The sequence below is a fragment of the Kribbella sp. genome, assembly GCF_035687465.1.
GTDB lineage: Bacteria > Actinomycetota > Actinomycetes > Propionibacteriales > Kribbellaceae > Kribbella.
Map to the genome: position 1 here is coordinate 1 of NZ_DASRXP010000692.1, position 17,814 is coordinate 17,814.

The 17,814-nt window shown below is 68.2% G+C and carries 19 protein-coding genes and 1 tRNA gene; 17 read left to right on the plus strand and 3 right to left on the minus strand.

Annotated elements, in window-relative coordinates:
• From VFG33_RS37490 to VFG33_RS37540, 11 genes are all read left to right on the plus strand, one after another.
• Nucleotides 1-960 (plus strand): M64 family metallopeptidase (locus VFG33_RS37490; protein ID WP_325057782.1); only part of this gene is annotated, 960 nt, incomplete at its 5' end.
• Nucleotides 961-1,232: 272 nt separating this feature from the next.
• Nucleotides 1,233-2,255, plus strand: a complete 1,023-nt coding sequence (locus tag VFG33_RS37495; protein WP_325057783.1) for a hypothetical protein — start codon at nucleotides 1,233-1,235, stop codon at nucleotides 2,253-2,255.
• 145 nt (nucleotides 2,256-2,400) lie between these two features.
• Nucleotides 2,401-2,901, plus strand: a complete 501-nt coding sequence (locus VFG33_RS37500; RefSeq protein WP_325057784.1) for an anthrone oxygenase family protein — start codon at nucleotides 2,401-2,403, stop codon at nucleotides 2,899-2,901.
• Nucleotides 2,902-2,908: 7 nt separating this feature from the next.
• Nucleotides 2,909-3,577: a hypothetical protein gene (locus VFG33_RS37505; protein ID WP_325057785.1), complete on the plus strand. Its 669-nt coding sequence runs from the start codon at nucleotides 2,909-2,911 to the stop codon at nucleotides 3,575-3,577.
• A 33-nt stretch (nucleotides 3,578-3,610) separates the two neighbouring features.
• Entirely contained in the window at nucleotides 3,611-4,438 is an 828-nt protein-coding gene (locus VFG33_RS37510; protein WP_325057786.1) for a TIGR03936 family radical SAM-associated protein, read from the plus strand.
• A gap of 144 nt (nucleotides 4,439-4,582) precedes the next feature.
• The gene (locus VFG33_RS37515) at nucleotides 4,583-7,894 is read left to right on the plus strand and encodes an Rne/Rng family ribonuclease (protein WP_325057787.1); all 3,312 of its coding nucleotides are present in this window, start codon (nucleotides 4,583-4,585) and stop codon (nucleotides 7,892-7,894) included.
• Nucleotides 7,895-8,023: 129 nt separating this feature from the next.
• Entirely contained in the window at nucleotides 8,024-8,341 is a 318-nt protein-coding gene (gene rplU / locus VFG33_RS37520) for a 50S ribosomal protein L21 (protein ID WP_325057798.1), read from the plus strand.
• 12 nt (nucleotides 8,342-8,353) lie between these two features.
• Complete coding sequence (gene rpmA / locus VFG33_RS37525) at nucleotides 8,354-8,614, plus strand: 50S ribosomal protein L27 (RefSeq protein WP_112245816.1); 261 nt, start codon at nucleotides 8,354-8,356, stop codon at nucleotides 8,612-8,614.
• Between the two features lie 118 nt (nucleotides 8,615-8,732).
• The gene (gene obgE / locus VFG33_RS37530; protein WP_414673018.1) at nucleotides 8,733-10,373 is read left to right on the plus strand and encodes a GTPase ObgE; all 1,641 of its coding nucleotides are present in this window, start codon (nucleotides 8,733-8,735) and stop codon (nucleotides 10,371-10,373) included.
• 13 nt (nucleotides 10,374-10,386) lie between these two features.
• Nucleotides 10,387-11,502: a glutamate 5-kinase gene (proB, locus tag VFG33_RS37535; RefSeq protein WP_325057788.1), complete on the plus strand. Its 1,116-nt coding sequence runs from the start codon at nucleotides 10,387-10,389 to the stop codon at nucleotides 11,500-11,502.
• Nucleotides 11,503-11,555: 53 nt separating this feature from the next.
• Nucleotides 11,556-12,800: a glutamate-5-semialdehyde dehydrogenase gene (locus tag VFG33_RS37540; RefSeq protein ID WP_325057789.1), complete on the plus strand. Its 1,245-nt coding sequence runs from the start codon at nucleotides 11,556-11,558 to the stop codon at nucleotides 12,798-12,800.
• A 36-nt stretch (nucleotides 12,801-12,836) separates the two neighbouring features.
• Here VFG33_RS37540 and VFG33_RS37545 read toward each other — a convergent pair whose 3' ends face one another.
• Entirely contained in the window at nucleotides 12,837-13,286 is a 450-nt protein-coding gene (locus VFG33_RS37545; protein WP_325057790.1) for an Lrp/AsnC family transcriptional regulator, read from the minus strand.
• Between the two features lie 143 nt (nucleotides 13,287-13,429).
• On the opposite strand from VFG33_RS37545, the gene VFG33_RS37550 reads away from it, so the two are divergent.
• From VFG33_RS37550 to VFG33_RS37575, 6 genes are all read left to right on the plus strand, one after another.
• Entirely contained in the window at nucleotides 13,430-13,558 is a 129-nt protein-coding gene (locus tag VFG33_RS37550) for a hypothetical protein (RefSeq protein WP_325057791.1), read from the plus strand.
• A gap of 43 nt (nucleotides 13,559-13,601) precedes the next feature.
• Nucleotides 13,602-13,757: a hypothetical protein gene (locus VFG33_RS37555; protein WP_325057792.1), complete on the plus strand. Its 156-nt coding sequence runs from the start codon at nucleotides 13,602-13,604 to the stop codon at nucleotides 13,755-13,757.
• Between the two features lie 18 nt (nucleotides 13,758-13,775).
• Complete coding sequence (gene nadD / locus VFG33_RS37560; RefSeq protein ID WP_325057793.1) at nucleotides 13,776-14,396, plus strand: nicotinate-nucleotide adenylyltransferase; 621 nt, start codon at nucleotides 13,776-13,778, stop codon at nucleotides 14,394-14,396.
• 26 nt (nucleotides 14,397-14,422) lie between these two features.
• Complete coding sequence (gene rsfS, locus VFG33_RS37565; RefSeq protein ID WP_325057794.1) at nucleotides 14,423-14,806, plus strand: ribosome silencing factor; 384 nt, start codon at nucleotides 14,423-14,425, stop codon at nucleotides 14,804-14,806.
• Complete coding sequence (locus tag VFG33_RS37570; RefSeq protein WP_325057795.1) at nucleotides 14,803-15,450, plus strand: histidine phosphatase family protein; 648 nt, start codon at nucleotides 14,803-14,805, stop codon at nucleotides 15,448-15,450. The genes rsfS and VFG33_RS37570 overlap by 4 nt, the downstream gene beginning before the upstream one ends.
• Before the next feature lie 84 nt (nucleotides 15,451-15,534).
• Nucleotides 15,535-15,607, plus strand: a tRNA-Ala gene (locus VFG33_RS37575).
• 294 nt (nucleotides 15,608-15,901) lie between these two features.
• On the opposite strand, the gene VFG33_RS37580 is transcribed toward VFG33_RS37575, so the two are convergent.
• Both VFG33_RS37580 and VFG33_RS37585 read right to left on the minus strand, forming a co-directional pair.
• Nucleotides 15,902-16,798 (minus strand): hypothetical protein, encoded by an 897-nt coding sequence (locus tag VFG33_RS37580; protein ID WP_325057796.1) that lies wholly within the window; start codon nucleotides 16,796-16,798, stop codon nucleotides 15,902-15,904.
• 72 nt (nucleotides 16,799-16,870) lie between these two features.
• Nucleotides 16,871-17,299: a hypothetical protein gene (locus VFG33_RS37585; protein ID WP_325057797.1), complete on the minus strand. Its 429-nt coding sequence runs from the start codon at nucleotides 17,297-17,299 to the stop codon at nucleotides 16,871-16,873.
• Nucleotides 17,300-17,814: the final 515 nt, after the last annotated feature.

Sequence of the window (17,814 nt, forward strand, 5' to 3'; positions counted from 1 at the left end):
GTGGTGCCGCTGCAGGTGACCGGGCCGGCCTCGTCGCGGTTCAACCTGGTGGTGATGGGCGACGGGTACACCACCGCGGACCTGCCGAAGTTCCGCGAGCAGGTGGACAAGCACCTGAACGTGCTCTGGAGCATCGAGCCGTTCAAGTCGTACCGGAACTACCTGAACGTCTACGCGGTCGAGATCCCCTCCCCGGAGAGCGGCGTCGACTGCGACCCGGGCCTCACCTCGCCCCAGGTGGACACCCCGCTGCAGATGGGTTTCTGGGGCGGCTGCAATCCGAACAGCGTGCAGCGGCTGCTCACGGTGAGCGCGACCGCGGCCGCGCAGTACGCCGATCTGGTCCCCGGCACCACCGCCTCGAACCGGCAGATCCTTGCCATCGGCAACAGCGACACGTACGGCGGTGCGGGGGGCAGCTATGCGACCGCGTCGGGTGGGAACGCCCTTTCCGCGTTGATCACGCCGCACGAGCTCGGCCATTCGCTGGGCGGACTGCAGGACGAGTACGACTACTACGCCCGCGGCGACCGGGGCGCGCCGTACGAGGGACCGGAGCCGAGCTCGATCCACCACACGCTGCTGACCGAACAGCAGATGCTCGACCAGCAGCAGAAGTGGTTCCGCTGGCTCGGTGAGCCGAGCGAGTCCGGCGGCGTGATCGGCCGCTACGAGGCGGGGATGTACGCCGGGTCCGGGATCTGGCGGCCGAGCAAGCACTCGATGATGAAGACCCTCGGCTACTACTTCGACCAGGTCTCGCGCGAGCGCATGACCCAGCGGATCTCATCCCGAGCCAACCTCTTCCAAGCCAGCACACCGCCCGGCCCGGTCGCCCGCAACCAGGTCATCTGGCTACAAACCCTCCACCCAGCCACCCACGAACTAACCGTCACCTGGACCCTCGACAACACCCCCCTCCCCACCACCAACGACGCTCCGTCGACCTGGCCGCCCTAACACTGCCCCCCGGCCCCCACACCCTCACAGCCAAAATCACCGACCCAACCCCCTTCGTCCGAGACCCCGCAGTCCGAGCCTCCCCCGCCCTAACAGCAACCCGCACCTGGACCATCGCCCCCGGCGCGCCCGGCGGCGAAGCCGCCGCGCCGGCCGATCGTGAGGCAGGCACCCCCGCTCTCGCTTCTGCGGCGCAGACTGCCTCAGCCTCCGCGGCGGAGTCCGCCGCGATTCAGGCGACCTTCACCACCTCTACTTCGACTGAGCATCCGGTGAATGCGGATGAGGTGGTCTATGTGGAGACGACGCAGTCCGACAGTGCTCAGCCGGTTGTGAGTTGGTTGGTGGACGGGAAGCCGGCGGCGAATCCGGGGAATGACCGCGACTTCGACCTGTCGGCGTTGAATCTGACTGGAGCTCACACGCTGACCGCCACGGTGGATGGCGACAGCCTCACGTGGTCTGTCGACGGACTTGAACCAGAGGTCGCATCCGAGCTGTCTAAACCGCTGTTGAAGGTGCAGAAGCCGACAGGACCGGAGTACATCTACAACGCCCCGTTCACGATGGGTCTGACGGCGACCGACGACAGCGCCGGCTACGTGGTACCGGAGTTCCGCGTAGACGGCGACGGCTGGTTCAACTACTTCGGCTGGCCAACAGACGCCAGCGCCCCGTTCCGCTTCACCGCCGAAGGCACAGAGATCGACCAACTCGTCTACGGCAAACTCGGCGTCCCCCGCGTAGTCCCCTGGGACAACGTGCCATCGGGCTACGGTCGCCACTCGGTGGAGTACCGCGCGATAGATGCTTCCGGCAACATCGGCACCCCGGACCGCTTCGCCGTCACCCTGTTGCGCCCGGCCCCCACCTGCACCACGACAATCACAGGCACCAGAAACGGCCCACTGGCAGTGGTTTCCGGCGTCACCTGCTTGCAGGAGGCAACGATCAACGGCCCGGTCAGCATCGGCGCCGGAGCGTCCCTGGTCGCCGTCGACACCAGAATCTCCGGCCCAGTCCGGGCAACCAGAGCAGCCGATGTCCACCTGCTGCGCAGTACCGTCGCCGGCCCGGTCTCGGTAGACGGAGCCGCGCACGCCGCTGTCCTCGTCGGGACCACGGTCGCCGGTCCGGTCTCTGTGGTGAACGCCCGCACGGCCGAGCCCGTAGTACTGGCTGGAAACACGATCAAGGGTCCGCTGGCCTGCTCGTCCAACGCAGCGACCCCGACCAATCTGCAGGCTCCGAACACCGTCACCGGACCTCGCAGCGGCCAATGCGCAGGCTTGTAGCGTCCGAAATACGGACAGCCTGCCGCGTCCGATCGGTTGTCAGCGAGCGAGAGGGCGTGGTGACAGGTTGTTGTGAGGCCGTTTGGATAGCTTGCCGGAGCGGGGGTGCGCGGCAGGTTCTGATCCGGCGGTGAGAAGGGGCGCGATGAACGGACTGCGGGTGGCGTCGCTGATGGCGGCGACGGTGACGACCGGGCTGGTGGCGGGCATCTTCGGGATCTATGCGAACGCGTTCATGCCCGGCCTGGCCAAGACCGACGACAAGACCTTCGTCGGTGCGTTCCAGGCGGTCGACCGGGCGATCATCAACCCGATCTTCCTTGGTCTCTGCTTCTTCGGCGCGCTGATCTTCACGGTCCTCGCCGGGCTGCTGCAACTGAAGGAGAAGGCGCTGCCGTGGATCGCGGTCGCCTTCGTGCTGTATCTGATCGTGGTGATCATCACGATCTCCGTCAACGTGCCGCTGAACGACGCGATCAAGGCAGCCGGCGATCCCAACACCATCGATGTGGCCGCGGTCCGGGCCGCCTTCGACGAATCCCGCTGGCGCGCCTTCAACCTGGTCCGCGTCGCCCTCAACACCGTCGCCTTCGGCCTGCTGGCCTGGGCCCTCTACCTCACCGGCAAGTCCAACGCGCAACCCTGAGCAGCCGATGGACCCGGCGGAGCCAGTGAAGGACCCGGCCGGCGCGAGCGGCGCCGAGGACTACCGGATGCTGCTCACCGTCATCGCCGGGATCTCCCTCGGGGTCGCCGCGACCGCCCTGCCGGCCCTGATCGAAGGCCCGTTCCACAACTGGCTGTACGCCGCCAAGGTGGTGATGTGGTTCACCGGGGTCGCGGCCGGGGTGCTGGAGTACCTGGCCGTCTCGTTCGGGTCGCGGCTCTACCTGGTCCGGGTGGAGGTGTTCGCCACGGTGAGCCTGGCGCTCGTCTTCCTGGCCCAGGCTGGGCTCTTCGTGGTGCTCACCCTGGACCGGGAGGATCTGCTCGCCCGCCGCTGGTTCGCGCTTTTCGCCATCTTCTGCGCGATCGCCGGCCTGGAAGCGAACCACGGCCGCCGGATGGTCCTCCGGCACGCGGGGGACCGCTTCGCCCCCGAGGTGGTCGCGGCGTACGCGAGATCGCTGCGCACGGTCGTCATGCTCATCCTCGGCGCCGGTGTCGTGGCGCTGCTGATCACCGTGCTGGCCGGGGGAGCGCCGTCGTGGCTGGTCTTCTTGTTCGCCTGCCTGGCCTTCGCCGCCGTGGTCGCGGCCAACATCCAGCAGGAGCGCACCCGCAACACCCTCGCCACCTACGGCGTCCTACCGCAGATGTGAGGTAGCGGCGGCTGAGCTGCCAGAATGGCGGTCGTGGCACCAGTTCAGGCTCCGCCGTCCCAGCAGCTTCCCGCGGTCCAGAAGCTGCGCGTCCGCTTCGCCAAGCGGGGCCGGCTGCGATTCACCTCGCACCGCGATTTCCAGCGCGCCTTCGAGCGCGCCGTCCGGCGCGCGGACCTGCCGGTGGCCTTCTCGCACGGCTTCAGCCCGCACCCGAAGATCTCGTACGCCGGCGCCGCGCCGACCGGGGCTGCCTCGGAGGCCGAATATCTGGAGATCTCGCTCACACAGGAACGGGATCCGGAGCGGGTCCGGGCCGACCTCGACGAGGCGCTGCCCACGGGTCTCGACATCATCGAGGTGGTGACCGCCCACGAGGGGTCGCTGGCGGAGCGGTTGGAGGCCAGCGAGTGGCTCATCGCGTTGCCGGGCGTGGATCCGGCCGAGGCGGAGCAGGCGGTGGCCGCCTTCCTCGCAGCCGACGAAATCATGGTCGAGCGCATGACCAAACGGGGACTTCGCTCGTTCGACTGTCGGGAGGCCGTTCTCCGACTCGCGGTCGGCAGTGAACCGGCTCCGGTTGAGACGTGTGCGATACTGCAAGTGGTGTTACGGCACGGAACCCCGGCCGTGAGACCCGACGATGTCCTCGCCGGCGTGCTAGAGGTAGCGACGCTTCCGGTGACGGGCCCGGCTCTTCTGACCAGGCTCGCCCAGGGCCCGCTTATCGCGGCCACCGGCACTGTGGACGATCCGCTCGCTCGTGACCGCGACGCCACCCAGGCGACCGCGACCGGCCAGGCGGTCGACCACCAGACGCACCTTGCGGAGGGCGACGCCGCCGCTCCATCTGTGCCCTGACGAGCGCGGGGGAGCGGATCCAGAAGGCTTCCGCCGGACCGGCCCCAGGCTGGGAACGGCGAGACCGAGACCGCTTTCTGGCTGCGCCGGACCCGTGACAGGGGTCGCAGGATGCGCCGGAGGGCCTGAGGAGACCCGTACCGCATGCTCGATAACGAGCCGAACGAGAACACCACAGCCGCTGAGACGGCTGTCACCGCACCAGCCAGTAGCGCGCCAGCCAGGAAGGCGACCCGCAAGCGCACGACCAAGAAGGCCGCAGCGCAGGGCGCCCCCGCCGACCAGCCTGCCCAGGCTGCCGTCAGCACCGAGTCCGACGCCGCGGCCGCCGATCCGGCGCCCGCGGCCGCCAAGAGGGCTGCCGCCAAGCGGACCGTGAAGAAGGCCGTCGCCAAGCGCCCGGCCAAGAAGACCGCCGCGAAGAAGGTCGCAGCCGGCCAGGACACCCTCCCGGACAGCGCTGCCGAGACCCCCGACAGCCCGGAGCCTCCCGCGGTGACGGAGGCGGCTCCTGCAGCCGCAAAGAAGACGTCCCGCAGGCGCAGCTCGAAGAAGGCCGCGGCCGCGCCGCAGCCCGACCTGCTGACCCCGGACACCGCAGTTACCGACGGCCCAGTGGCCGACGCCGAGCTGACGCCGGAAGAGGAAGAAGCAGCCGCAGCCCTGGCCGCTGAGGCTGCCGCCGTTGAGGCTGCCGCACTGGCAGCTGCCGCCGAAGCCTCCGCGGACGGGAGCCAGCGCCGTACGAGGCGCCGGGCGCCTGCTGCGGCGGCGGTGCTGTTCCAGGCGCCGGTCGACGTACCTGCCAAGGCCGCAGCGACCAGCTCCGTCGAGGCCGCGTCCGACACGAGCACCTCGAACAGCACGCCCGAGACGAGGACCTCGAACCGGAGGACCGCAGGCAGCAGGACCTCGGGCAACAGGACCCCCGAGACCACGGCGCCCGAGGCGGAGGTCACGGCGAAGGCCGAGGCTGACGCCGACGAGCAGCCGACCGGTACGCGCCGCCGCCGGAGCCGTCGCAGCCGCGACGCCGAGGATGTCGCAACCGACCGCTCCGAGCAGGTGCTGGAAGAGGCCAAGCAGACCACCGGCCAGCGTGGCGGCCAGCAGGTCGCGGCCAAGCAGACCGGCGGACAGCAGACCGGCGGACAGCAGGTCGCGGGCAAGCAGGATGCTGGTCAGCAGGACGCTGAAGACGACACCATCGAGACCGATGCCGAGACCGACGAGGTCGATGGCGATGAGGGTGGCGAGGGCACTCGCCGTCGTCGCCGTCGCCGTGGTGGCAGGCGCCGCCGCAAGGCCGGCGACGGTTCCGAGGACAGCGCGGACGAGCAGTCCGAGGACGAGAACGAAGACGAGCACGACGACCACGAGGACTCCGACGCCTCGGACGACCAGTCCGAGTCGGACGACGAGACGGAGGGCTCCGGCTCCTCCTCACGCCGTCGCCGCCGGCGTCGCCGCCGCAAGGGCGAGGACAGCAGCAGCGCTCCCGACGACCCGGAGGAGATCGTCGTCCGGGTGCGCGAGCCGCGCAGCAAGACGATCTCGAACGAGATCACCGCGGTAGAGGGCTCGACCCGGCTGGAGGCGAAGAAGCAGCGCCGCCGTGAGGGCCGCGCCGCCGGCCGTCGCCGCGCGCCGATCGTCACCGAGGCCGAGTTCCTGGCCCGGCGCGAGTCGGTCGAGCGGACGATGGTGATCCGCGCCCGTGGCGACCTGACCCAGATCGCCGTCTCCGAGGACAACGTCCTGGTCGAGCACTACGTCGCTCAGGAGGAGCAGGTCTCCCTGATCGGCAACGTGTACCTCGGCCGGGTGCAGAACGTGCTCCCCAGCATGGAGGCCGCGTTCATCGACATCGGCAAGGGCCGCAACGCGGTCCTGTACGCCGGTGAGGTGGATTGGGCCACCCTCGGCGGTGGCAACGGCCCGCGCAAGATCGAGTCGGTGCTCAAGTCCGGCCAGGCGGTCCTGGTCCAGGTGACCAAGGACCCGATCGGCCACAAGGGCGCCCGGCTGACCAACCAGATCAGCCTCCCCGGCCGGTACGTCGTGTACGTGCCGCGCGGGGGCAACGGTGGGATCAGCCGCAAGCTGCCCGACACCGAGCGGAACCGCCTGAAGGGCATCCTCAAGGACATCGTCCCGGACGAGGCGGGCGTGATCGTGCGCACCGCGGCCGAGGGGGCCACCGAGGACGAGCTGACCGCGGACGTCAAGCGGCTGCAGACGTACTGGGAGGACATCGACAAGTTGTCGAAGTCCGGCCAGGCGCCGCAACTCCTGCACGGCGAGCCCGACCTGCTCATCCGGGTCGTCCGCGACCTGTTCACCGAGGACTTCACCAAGCTCGTCATCTCCGGTGACGAGGCCTACGACCAGGTCAAGGAGTACGTCTCGGACGTCGCTCCGCACCTGGCCGACCGGGTGGAGAAGTGGACCGCGGACGGGGACGTCTTCGCGAACTTCCGGATCGACGAGCAGATCAAGAAGGCGCTGGACCGCAAGGTCTGGCTGCCCTCGGGTGGTTCGCTGATCATCGACCGGACCGAGGCGATGACGGTCGTCGACGTGAACACCGGCAAGTTCACCGGCTCCGGCGGCAACCTCGAGGAGACCGTCACAAAGAACAACCTGGAGGCGGCCGAGGAGATCGTCCGTCAGCTGCGGCTTCGCGACATCGGCGGCATCATCGTGATCGACTTCATCGACATGGTGCTCGAGCTGAACAGGGACCTGGTACTGCGCCGGCTGGTGGAGTGCCTGGGACGCGACCGGACCAAGCACCAGGTCGCAGAGGTGACCTCGCTGGGCCTGGTCCAGATGACCCGCAAGCGGATCGGTACCGGTCTGCTCGAGGCGTTCAGCGAGAACTGCGACCACTGTGGTGGGCGCGGGATCATCCTGCACGACGAGCCGAAGGAGTCCAAGCGTCGCCAGGACGACGGACGCGGCCGGGGTCAGGGTGGCCAGCAGAACCAGAACGAGCAGAAGAGCGGCGACGGCGAGGGAGCGAGCAAGAAGAGCTCCCGCAGCCGGAACCGCGGCAAGGGCCGGGGTCGTGGCGAGGGCGGCGACGAGCAGCCCGAGGCGGAGCAGAACAACGACGCCGCCGAGAAGCTCGCCAAGATCGCCGCGGCTTCCCAACTCGCCGGCGGCGAACCGGCTGCTTCGCATCCCGAGGTGACTGCGGAGGCGTCCCAGGGCGATTCGCAGGCGACCGAGGCTCGGGGCGACTCGGAGGCCGGTCAGCAGGACTCGCAGGCGGCTGAGGGTCAGTCTGAGCAGGAGAGTGCTGGACAGAACGGAACTGGCCGTAACGGCAGCACTCGTCGCCGCCGGAACAGCCGTAGCCGGAGTACAGCAAGCAGTAATGAAGGTGACGCAGGCAACAGTGGAGCCGACGCCTCAGTCGGTGCCCAGGAGTTGGCGTCCACCCCGGTTTGACCCACTCGTGACGCGCCCCGTATTCTAGATCTTCGGCGCGCGTCTCGCGTGCCTACTTTGTGTGGGCTGCGTGTGTGAGTGTGAGTAGCCCCCGTAAGACTTCCGAACAAACAGAGAGTGAGATCCACGGTGTACGCGATCGTGCGCAGTGGCGGCACCCAGCAGAAGGTCGCCGTCGGCGATGTCATCGAGATCGACAGCCTGACGGATGAGGTCGGCGGCACGATTTCGCTGCCCGCAGTCCTCGTCGTCGATGGCGACACCGTGACGACCGATGCGGCCGCTCTGGCCAAGGTGGCCGTGTCAGCTGAGGTTCTAGGCCGCACCAAGGGCCCGAAGATCCACATCCTCAAGTACAAGAACAAGACCGGTTACCGCAAGCGCCAGGGGCACCGTCAGCACTACACCCAGGTCAAGGTCACCGCGATCGACGCCAAGAAGAAGTGAGCTGAGACAGACATGGCACACAAAAAGGGAGCAGCGTCGACCCGTAACGGTCGCGACTCCAACGCGCAGCGGCTCGGCGTGAAGCGCTTCGGCGGTCAGCTGGTCAACGCCGGCGAGATCATCGTTCGCCAGCGGGGCACCCACTTCCACCCGGGCAACCTGGTGGGCCGTGGCGGCGACGACACGCTGTTCGCGCTGGCCGAGGGCCACGTCGAGTTCGGCACCCGTCGCGGGCGCCGCGTCGTCAACATCGTCCCGGCCCCGGCGGAGTAACACCGCCACCCGGACTAGTTACAAGGCCTTTTCGAAGGGCGGGTCGCGGAATACCGCGATCCGCCCTTCGGCTATGTAAGAAGAAGCACCACACCCGAGCAGGAAGCAGAACCCACCGATGGCGATCCCCAGCTTTGTCGACCGGGTCACGGTGCATGTCACCGGTGGCAACGGCGGAAACGGCTGCGCCTCGGTGCACCGGGAGAAGTTCAAGCCGCTCGGTGGACCCGACGGCGGTAACGGTGGTGACGGCGGCAGCATCATCCTGCGCGTCGACTCCGACCTGACCACGCTGGTCGACTACCACCGATCCGCCCACCGCTCGGCGACGAACGGTGCCCAGGGCAAGGGTGATCACCAGGCCGGCAGCAAGGGCGGCGACATCGTCCTGCCCGTTCCGGACGGCACGGTCATCACTACACCGGAAGGCGAGCTGCTGGCGGACCTGGTCGGCCCCGGCGCGGAGTACGTGGCAGCAGCCGGCGGCAAGGGCGGCCTGGGCAACGCGGCGCTGGCCAGCTCCAGCCGCAAGGCTCCAGGGTTCGCCCTGCTCGGTGAGGACGGCGAAGAGCGCACGATCGTGCTCGAGCTCAAGGTCGTCGCCGACATCGGGCTGGTCGGCTTCCCGAGTGCGGGCAAGTCGTCGCTGGTCGCTTCGATCAGCCGGGCCCGCCCGAAGATCGCGGACTACCCCTTCACCACCCTGATTCCGAACCTGGGTGTCGTCGTGGCCGGAGAGACCACCTTCACCGTCGCCGACGTACCGGGCCTGATCGAGGGGGCCAGCGAGGGGCGCGGGCTCGGACACGACTTCCTGCGGCACGTCGAGCGGTGTGCCGCGCTGGTGCACGTGATCGACTGCGCCACCTACGAGCCCGGCCGCGACCCGCTGAGCGATCTGGACACGATCGAGGCGGAGCTGAAGGCCCACGGCGGGCTGGAGGACCGGCCCCGGCTGGTGGCGCTGAACAAGGTGGACGTGCCGGACGCCAAGGAGATCGCCGAGATGGTGACGGCCGAGCTCGAGCAGCGCGGCCTCAAGGTGTTCTCGATCTCGACCGCGAGCCACGAAGGTCTGGACGCGCTGAAGTTCGCGATGGCCGAGCTCGTCACCAAGCGCCGGGAAGAGGCCGAGAAGCCCGACAACACCCGGATCATCATCCGGCCGCAGGCCACGGGTGGCGTCGAGTTCAAGGTGAAGAGGACCCCGGAGGGTGCCTGGCTGGTGCAGGGCGACAAGCCCGAGCGCTGGGTCCGGCAGACCGACTTCGGCAACGCCGAGGCGACCGGGTACCTGGCCGACCGGCTGAACCGGCTCGGCGTGGAGCGCGAACTGCTGGCACTCGGCGCGATGGCGGGGGACGGCGTGATCATCGGCGACGGCCCGAACGCGGTCGTCTTCGACTTCGCCCCCGAGGTCCAGGCCGGTGCCGAGCTGCTGTCCCGCCGGGGCGAGGACCAGCGGCTGGAGGAGCCGCGGCCGGCCCTTCAGCGGCGGCGCGCCAACGACTCGGAGTACCACGCCTTCCGGACGGGGGACCTGGAGCGGACCGGCGAGAAGTACGGCGAGGGCTGGGTCGAGGACGAGGTCGACCTGTCGCCGGCCGAGGCCAAGGCGGCCCAGAAGGCCGCGGAGAGGCTGGCCCGCAAGGAGGCCCGCGAGCTGGAGGCCGCGCGCGAGCTCGAGGCGGAGCGGCTGTTCGCGCTCGGCCAGGTCATCGACATCGACGCCGAGGAAAGCTCCAACCAGGACGCATGATGCGGCGGATCTCGTGAACCAGCGCGCCGAGGTGGTGCAGGCCGGGCGGATCGTGGTGAAGGTCGGTTCGTCGTCGCTGACCCAGCGCGGCAGGATCGACCTGGAACGCCTCAAGTTGCTGGTCGACGCTCTCGCCGCTCGCCGGGTCGAAGGCACCGAGGTCGTGCTGGTCTCCTCCGGGGCGATCGCCGCCGGCCTCGCGCCGATGGGACTGCGTTCGCGGCCGCGTGATCTGGCCACCCAGCAGGCGGCAGCGTCTGTTGGGCAAGGCCTGCTGATGGCCCGCTACAGCGACGCCTTCGCGGCTCATGGATTGCGCGTCGGCCAGGTCTTGCTGACCGTCGACGACGTGACCCGGCGGAGCCACTATCGCAATGCCTACAGGACTTTCGCCCGTTTGCTGGAGCTGGGCGTCGTACCGATCGTGAACGAGAACGACACGGTTGCGACCACCGAGATCCGCTTCGGGGACAACGACCGGCTGGCAGCGCTGACGAGTCACCTGGTGCACACCGATCTGCTGCTTCTGCTGTCGGATGTGGACGGCCTGTACGACGGGGATCCGCGCAAGCCGGGCACCACGATGCTCAAAGATGTCTACGGCGCTGCCGATCTGGAGCCGCTGCGGATCGGTCGTACTGGTTCGTCCGGCGTTGGTACTGGCGGCATGCAGACCAAGGTCGAAGCGGCCGCAATCGCTACAGGGGCAGGGATTCCGGTCGTCCTCACCTCGGCGGCACGAGTCGGCGAGGCGCTTCGTGGTGACCCGGTCGGCACCCTGTTCCACCCGACCGGCCGCCGTAGCAAGACCCGGCTGCTCTGGCTCGCCCACGCCACCTCGGGTATGGGCCGCCTGCAACTCGACGAAGGCGCTGTCCGCGCGGTCACCGAGCGCCGTACTTCGCTCCTCCCGGCCGGGATCAGCGGAGTCGAGGGCACCTTCTCCGCAGGCGATCCCGTCGACCTGGTCTCTCCCGCGGGCCTCGTGGTCGCGCGCGGCCTGGTGAACTACGACGCCGCCGAACTCCCCGAACTCCTCGGCCGCTCCACCCGCGACCTGGCCCGCGAACTCGGCGCGGCGTACGAGCGTGAAGTCGTCCACCGCGACGACCTGGTCCTGTTGAAGTAGGCCGGGCTGAGACGCCTGGGCGTGCGGGCGGGGGATCGTCCTACGATGTTGGGGTGAGCGAGATCATCGAGTTGTGCCGGCGGGCGCGCGAGGCTTCCTACGCGCTGGCCGCGGCGTCCCGGGCGACGAAGGACGCGGCCCTGCACGCCATGGCTGCCGCGTTGCGAGAGAACACCGACGCGATCGTCGCGGCCAACGCGGTCGACGTCGCCTCGGCACGAGAGGCCGGTACGCCGGAGTCGACTGTGGACCGGCTCTCCCTCGACCCGGCCCGGGTGGATGCGATGGCCGCCGGACTGGAGCAGCTCGCCGGGCTGGTAGATCCGGTCGGCGAGGTGGTCCGTGGCTACACGCTCCCCAATGGGTTGGAGCTCCGCCAGGTCCGCGTGCCGTTCGGTGTGGTCGGCATCATCTACGAGGCCCGGCCGAACGTCACCGCCGACGCCGCCGGTATCTGCCTGAAGTCCGGCAACGCCGTGCTCCTGCGCGGTTCGTCGTCCGCCGCTTCCTCCAACGAGGCGATCATCGCAGTACTGCGTGAGGCCGCTGCCGCCTCAGGTCTGCCGGCCGACGTGATCCAGGGCGTGCCGGGGGACCGGGCAGCAGTGAAGGAACTCATGCAGGCGCGCGGGCTCGTCGACGTACTGATTCCGCGGGGTGGCGCCGGACTGATCCAGACCGTAGTCACCGAGTCGACCGTGCCCGTGATCGAGACGGGCGTCGGGAACTGCCACGTGTATGTGGATGCCGAGGCGGATCTCGAGCTCGCGCTGACGATCCTGCTGAACGCCAAGACCCAGCGGCCGAGTGTCTGCAACGCGGCCGAATCGCTGCTGGTGCACGCATCCGTGGCTTCGGAGTTCCTTGAGCTTGCCCTGCCTGCGTTGGCTGAGGCGGGGGTCACTGTGCATGGCGATCCGGCTGTCGTTGCTGCGGGCAAGGATGTCGTGGCGGCGACCGATGAGGACTATGGCCGGGAGTACAACTCGCTCGATCTGTCCGCCGCGGTGGTCGACTCGCTGGAGACTGCCGTCGACCACATCCGCCGGTACAGCTCGGGTCACACCGACGCGATCATCACCCGGTCCCAGGCGGCGTCGCGGCGGTTCGTCCAGGCGGTGGACTCGGCGGCGGTGGTGGTGAACGCGAGCACCCGGTTCACCGACGGTGGCGAGTTCGGTTTCGGCGCCGAGATCGGGATCTCGACCCAGAAGTTGCACGCGCGCGGTCCGATGGGGTTGCCCGAGATGACGTCGACGAAGTACGTCGTGATCGGCGAAGGCCAAATCCGGAGCTGAGCAGGGGCTGTCAGTCGGGGTGGGGAACTGGCCGGCTTAGTCGGGTAGGGGAGCGGGGCGGGCTTCCCAGCGGGTGGACAGGACGACTGTGGTCCGGGTCCGCACCACGCCGTTGACGCGGCGCAAGCTGCCGACCACCGCCTCCAACTGCGTCACGTCCGCTACCCGCACCTTCACCACCAGTTCCTGATCGCCCGCCACGAACCAGCAGTCCTCGACGGCGGCGATCTTCCGGACCTCCTCGACGATGTCGTCCGTCTCCACGTCGTCGCGCTGGAACAACCCGATCAGCGCGCTGGTCCCGAGCCCGACCCGCTCCGGCGCGACCACCGCGCGGTACCCGAGCAGCACCCCGCGCTCCTCCAGCCGCTTCACCCGCTCCTGGACGCTCGGCCCGGACAACCCGACCACCCGGCCCAGTTCGGCCCAGCTGGAGCGGCCGTTCACTCGCAGGGTCTCCACCAGCTGCCGATCGATCGCGTCCATGCGAAACCCTCCGTTTACCACAGATTCATAGGTAGATCAGGAGATCTGCCTTCAATTCGTTTGTGTCGCACCAGAGTACGGCGTACAATTTCAACTATCCGGGACCACTGCCCCGGAGATTCTTACAACCTTGTGAAGGACTCATGATCACCCCCGAAGTTGCCCAGGCCCACATCAACGAGCTGCGCCGGGTCGCCGCGATGTACCAGCGCGGTGGCGTCGCGCCGTCCGCCTGGCGCCGGCTGCTGACCCGCTACTTCCGGCACAGCTGACCGGTCGCGCTCCCGCGGCCCGGCAGGAGATAGGCTCTGCTCCATGCATTCCCTCCTCCTGCCGCAACTGGCGGCCTCCGAAGCAGCCAGCGAGGCGTCGCACATCTCGCCGTGGTGGTACGGCGGGTTCGCGCTGTTCGTCCTGGCCGCGCTGCTCGCCGTCACCGTGATCATGGGCAAGGGCCGGCCGCACAGCTGAGCGGCGGAGCGAGCTGACGTGGATTCCCCGGAGCGGGTCCGGCCCGGCCGTCGGCTGGGCGTGATGGGTGGCACCTTCGACCCGATCCACCACGGCCACCTGGTGGCCGCCAGCGAGGTCCAGGCGTACTTCGATCTGGACGAGGTCATCTTCGTCCCGACCGGGCAGCCCTGGCAGAAGCTGGACCGCGAGGTGTCGCCGCCCGAGGACCGTTATCTGATGACGGTGATCGCCACGGCCTCGAATCCCCGGTTCTCCGTCAGTAGGGTGGACATCGACCGCCCGGGTCCGACGTACACGATCGACACCCTCCGGGACCTGAGCAAGGTGTTCCCGGACGCCGAGCTCTTCTTCATCACCGGTGCCGACGCGCTGGCCCAGCTCCTCACCTGGCGCGACGTCGACGAGATGTTCAAACTGGCCCAGTTCGTCGGCTGTACCAGGCCGGGGACCGAGTCGCTCGAACTCCCGTTGGACAAGCTCCCGATGGACCGGATCACCCTGCTCGAAGTACCGGCGCTGGCCATCTCGTCCACCGAGTGCCGCCGGCGGGTCGCGAAGGGCAACCCGACCTGGTACCTGGTCCCGGACGGGATCGTGCAGTACATCGCCAAGCGCCAGCTCTACATCAACCACTAAGCCTGCATCACTATCAAAGGACTGGAATGCCTGCCACCGAACGCGTCATCGAGCTGCTCACCGCGGCAGCCGAGGCGGCCCACGACAAGAAGGCCGAGAACGTTCTCGCGTTCGACGTCTCCGAGCAGCTCGCCATCACCGACGCCTTCCTGGTCGCCTCGGCCTCCAACGACCGGCAGGTCCGCGCGATCGTGGACGCCATCGAGGAGAAGCTGCGCGTCGACTTCGACGCCAAGCCGGTACGCCGCGAGGGTGCTCGCGAGGGCCGCTGGGTGCTGCTCGACTACCTCGAGGTGGTCATCCACGTCCAGCACGCCGAGGAGCGCAGCTTCTACTCCCTCGAGCGGCTCTGGCGCGACTGCCCGGTGATCCCGCTGCCCGCGGCCGTGCCCGGTGCCACCGCAGAATGACCGCAGGACGACTGATCGTCTGGCGTCACGGCCGGACCGAGTGGAACCTGCAGGACAAGATCCAGGGCCAGGCCGACATCCCGCTGGACTCCGTCGGCATCTCGCAGGCCCGCGCCGCCGCCGCCCGCCTCGCGTCGCTCGCCCCAACGCGGCTGTTCTCAAGCGACCTTCAGCGCGCCGCCGCGACGGCCGGTGAGCTCGCCGCCCTGACCGGTCTCAAAGTCGAGTACGACGAGGCGTTGCGCGAGATCAACGTCGACGACTGGGCCGGCATGACGATGGAAGAGTTGGCCGCGATCCACCCGGAAGCAGCCGCCCGCATCCGCTCCGGCGAACCCCAACGCCGCGGCACCGCCGGCGAAACCGTCGAAGAGGTCGCCGAACGCTTCGCCCCGGCCCTGGCCCGCGCGGTCGAACACGCCGAACCGTCCGACACCGTCGTAGTAGCCACCCACGGCCTCGCGGCCCGCGTCGGCATCTGCTTGTTCCTCGGCATCCCCAAGGACCACTGGCCCGCCTTCGGAGGCCTCTCCAACTGCAACTGGGTGTCCCTGCTACCCAGCCGCAACAGCCGCTGGCGCATCGAAGAATGGAACGCCGGCTCCCTCCCCGAACCAGTCATGAGCGACGACCCCCAACGCTGAAACATCCGTGGTTTGGTTGGGCCGACCCCCGATTTTTCCTTCCGGCCACGTGTCAGTTAGACTTTCGCAGTCGCAAGACAGCAAGGGGCTTTGGCGCAGTTGGTAGCGCGCTTCCATGGCATGGAAGAGGTCAGGGGTTCGAATCCCCTAAGCTCCACCGCAGGTCAGAGGCCCTTTCCCGGCTGGGAAAGGGCCTCTGATTTTTGACGCGGGAGGCTAATCGGGAGGCTACGGCTTCTCATTGGCCCCGTCGTCGCCTTGGCCAGGGAAGATCGAGACAGACTCCCCTCGCCGACACCTACGCCCACCTCCGCGTGAGCACCGCCGACCTCGGCGGCCTGATCGCCGGGATCAAGTCCGGCTCGATCGCCTAGCCCGCCCAACCCGCAAGACCAGGCGCGCTCCCCACTGCAAGGGGGAGCGCGCTTTTCCCTTGCCTAGCGCGGCCATGTCAGGAGCCAGCGAACTCGGCCAGGTGCTCGTCGTAGACCTCGGCGTAGACCGCATCGATGTCGTGCCCTTGGTCGATGCAGCTCTGGTGGGCGGCTGCGATGTCGAGTTCGCGCTGTTGCAACTCTTCTAGGGCGGCAAGCTGTTCGGCGTCGAGCACCTTCGCGACGCTCAGGTCTTGCCAAGTGCGCCCGGAATCGACCAGCCTCTGTCCCTGGATCGAGTAGGCGGTCATGAACTGCTGGGCCTCTTCTTGCAGGGGAAGCCCCATCTCGTCACGGTCAGCGAAGTCATATCCCCGGTCCCGCATGCAATCCGACCAGTGGGCAGTGACCTCGGCGAGCCGCGGATCGTTCGTGGTCGCTTCCAGAGCTCGGTCGAGGTACCCGTTGATCGGGGAGTCCGCCGGCAGGTTCACCGTTCCGTTCTCGGGGAGGCCGAAATCGGCGGAGGACAGTTCGAGGCATTCCCATTCACGTGCCTGGTATCGCTTGCGTTCGGCCTCAGGCAACGTCTTGAGCGCGGCCTGGTAGGCCTTCATCTCGGTGATGGTGAGGTCCTCGTAGCTTCTGGCGAGGTCGATGGTCGTCGAATGGCCGAAGCCGTACTCGGTCCTGAAGTCCTCTTCGGTGAGATCCAGCCGTTCGAGCATCGAGGGTGATTCGGGTGGCCCGAGGTATTCCAGCCCCTCCTCGGCCATGCACTGGTCGATGAACTCGTGCCGCGCCGCCTCAGTTTCCCCAGGAGCTGCATCGTCACTCGATGACTCGGCCAGTCGTTCGATGATGGCCTGCTCGGTCGAGGTGGGTTCGCGGTCGGCGTCGGCATCGCCGGAGCAACCGCCGACGAACAGCATCGCGACGACGCCGATAGGCGCCAGAACTGCGAGGGCCTTCATACGCTGGACGCTCCTTTCAACGAAGTGGGCGAGCGCAGTACGCCCGCCCACCGATGAAGTCGAGTCTCGGGGCTAGTGACCGCGGTTGATCTCCCAGTAACTGGGGCGGGACGCAGGGCTCGAGTAGATCTGGAAGTACGCCGTGGAATTCCCGGTCTGGTCATAGAAGCGGTAGCTGTTCCAGGCGCTCGTGGTGGCGTAGCCCGCGATCGCATTGTATGAACCGTCTCTGAAACGTGCCCTGGCGGCGTATCCGTCGTTGTAGGGGTCCGCGAGCTGACCGTTGTAGATCTCATCACCGTCGCAAGTGCCGGAGACGGCGCGCTCCCTCGCAACGATGTGCCCGTTGTACGCGTAATTCATCGAACGAGCATCACCCTGCGCGTAACAGAAGGCCTCGGCCGGGGACGCGGCTACGACGAGCGCGGCCAGAAGGCCGACCGCTGAAGCGGCCGTCGTTGCGATGACACGCTTAGCCGTGGTTTTCCTGGTTCGTTTCACTTACGCACCTTTCGGATTCGTTTGGACTGAAGGTTGGGCTCTGCCGGGCCCCACTTGGGTTCGGAAGGGACCTGGACCTCGGCGTGCCACGCGCTGCGACCGCTGGCGGGACACCCAAATCGCCGAAGTCGTTCGGTTCCTCGATGAGTTCGAGAGCCGGGCAATCCACCGAAACCATCCTTCCCCGCTGGAAGGAGGGTTTGCGAGGCGGGATACCGGCGGGACACCGGCGGGAATACCTAGTCACCCCACCGCCGGAGGCCAATCGGGTCGCCCTCGTCATCTGTGCGGCTGCGCTTCGCTTGCCGCGAGCGGGGGCTTCGCCACCCGCACCCCCTTGGCTGTGGCTGAGGTCGGCTGTCCTGGAGCAAAGTCGCGTTTGCGGACTCGAACTAGGGTTTCAGGTGGACATGTCGACGGGCGAGAGGATCGGACATGACTGAGGCGCTGGTGCTGGCCGGCGGGGGTGTCAGCGGGATCGCGTGGATGACCGGGTTGCTGGCGGGACTGGCCGA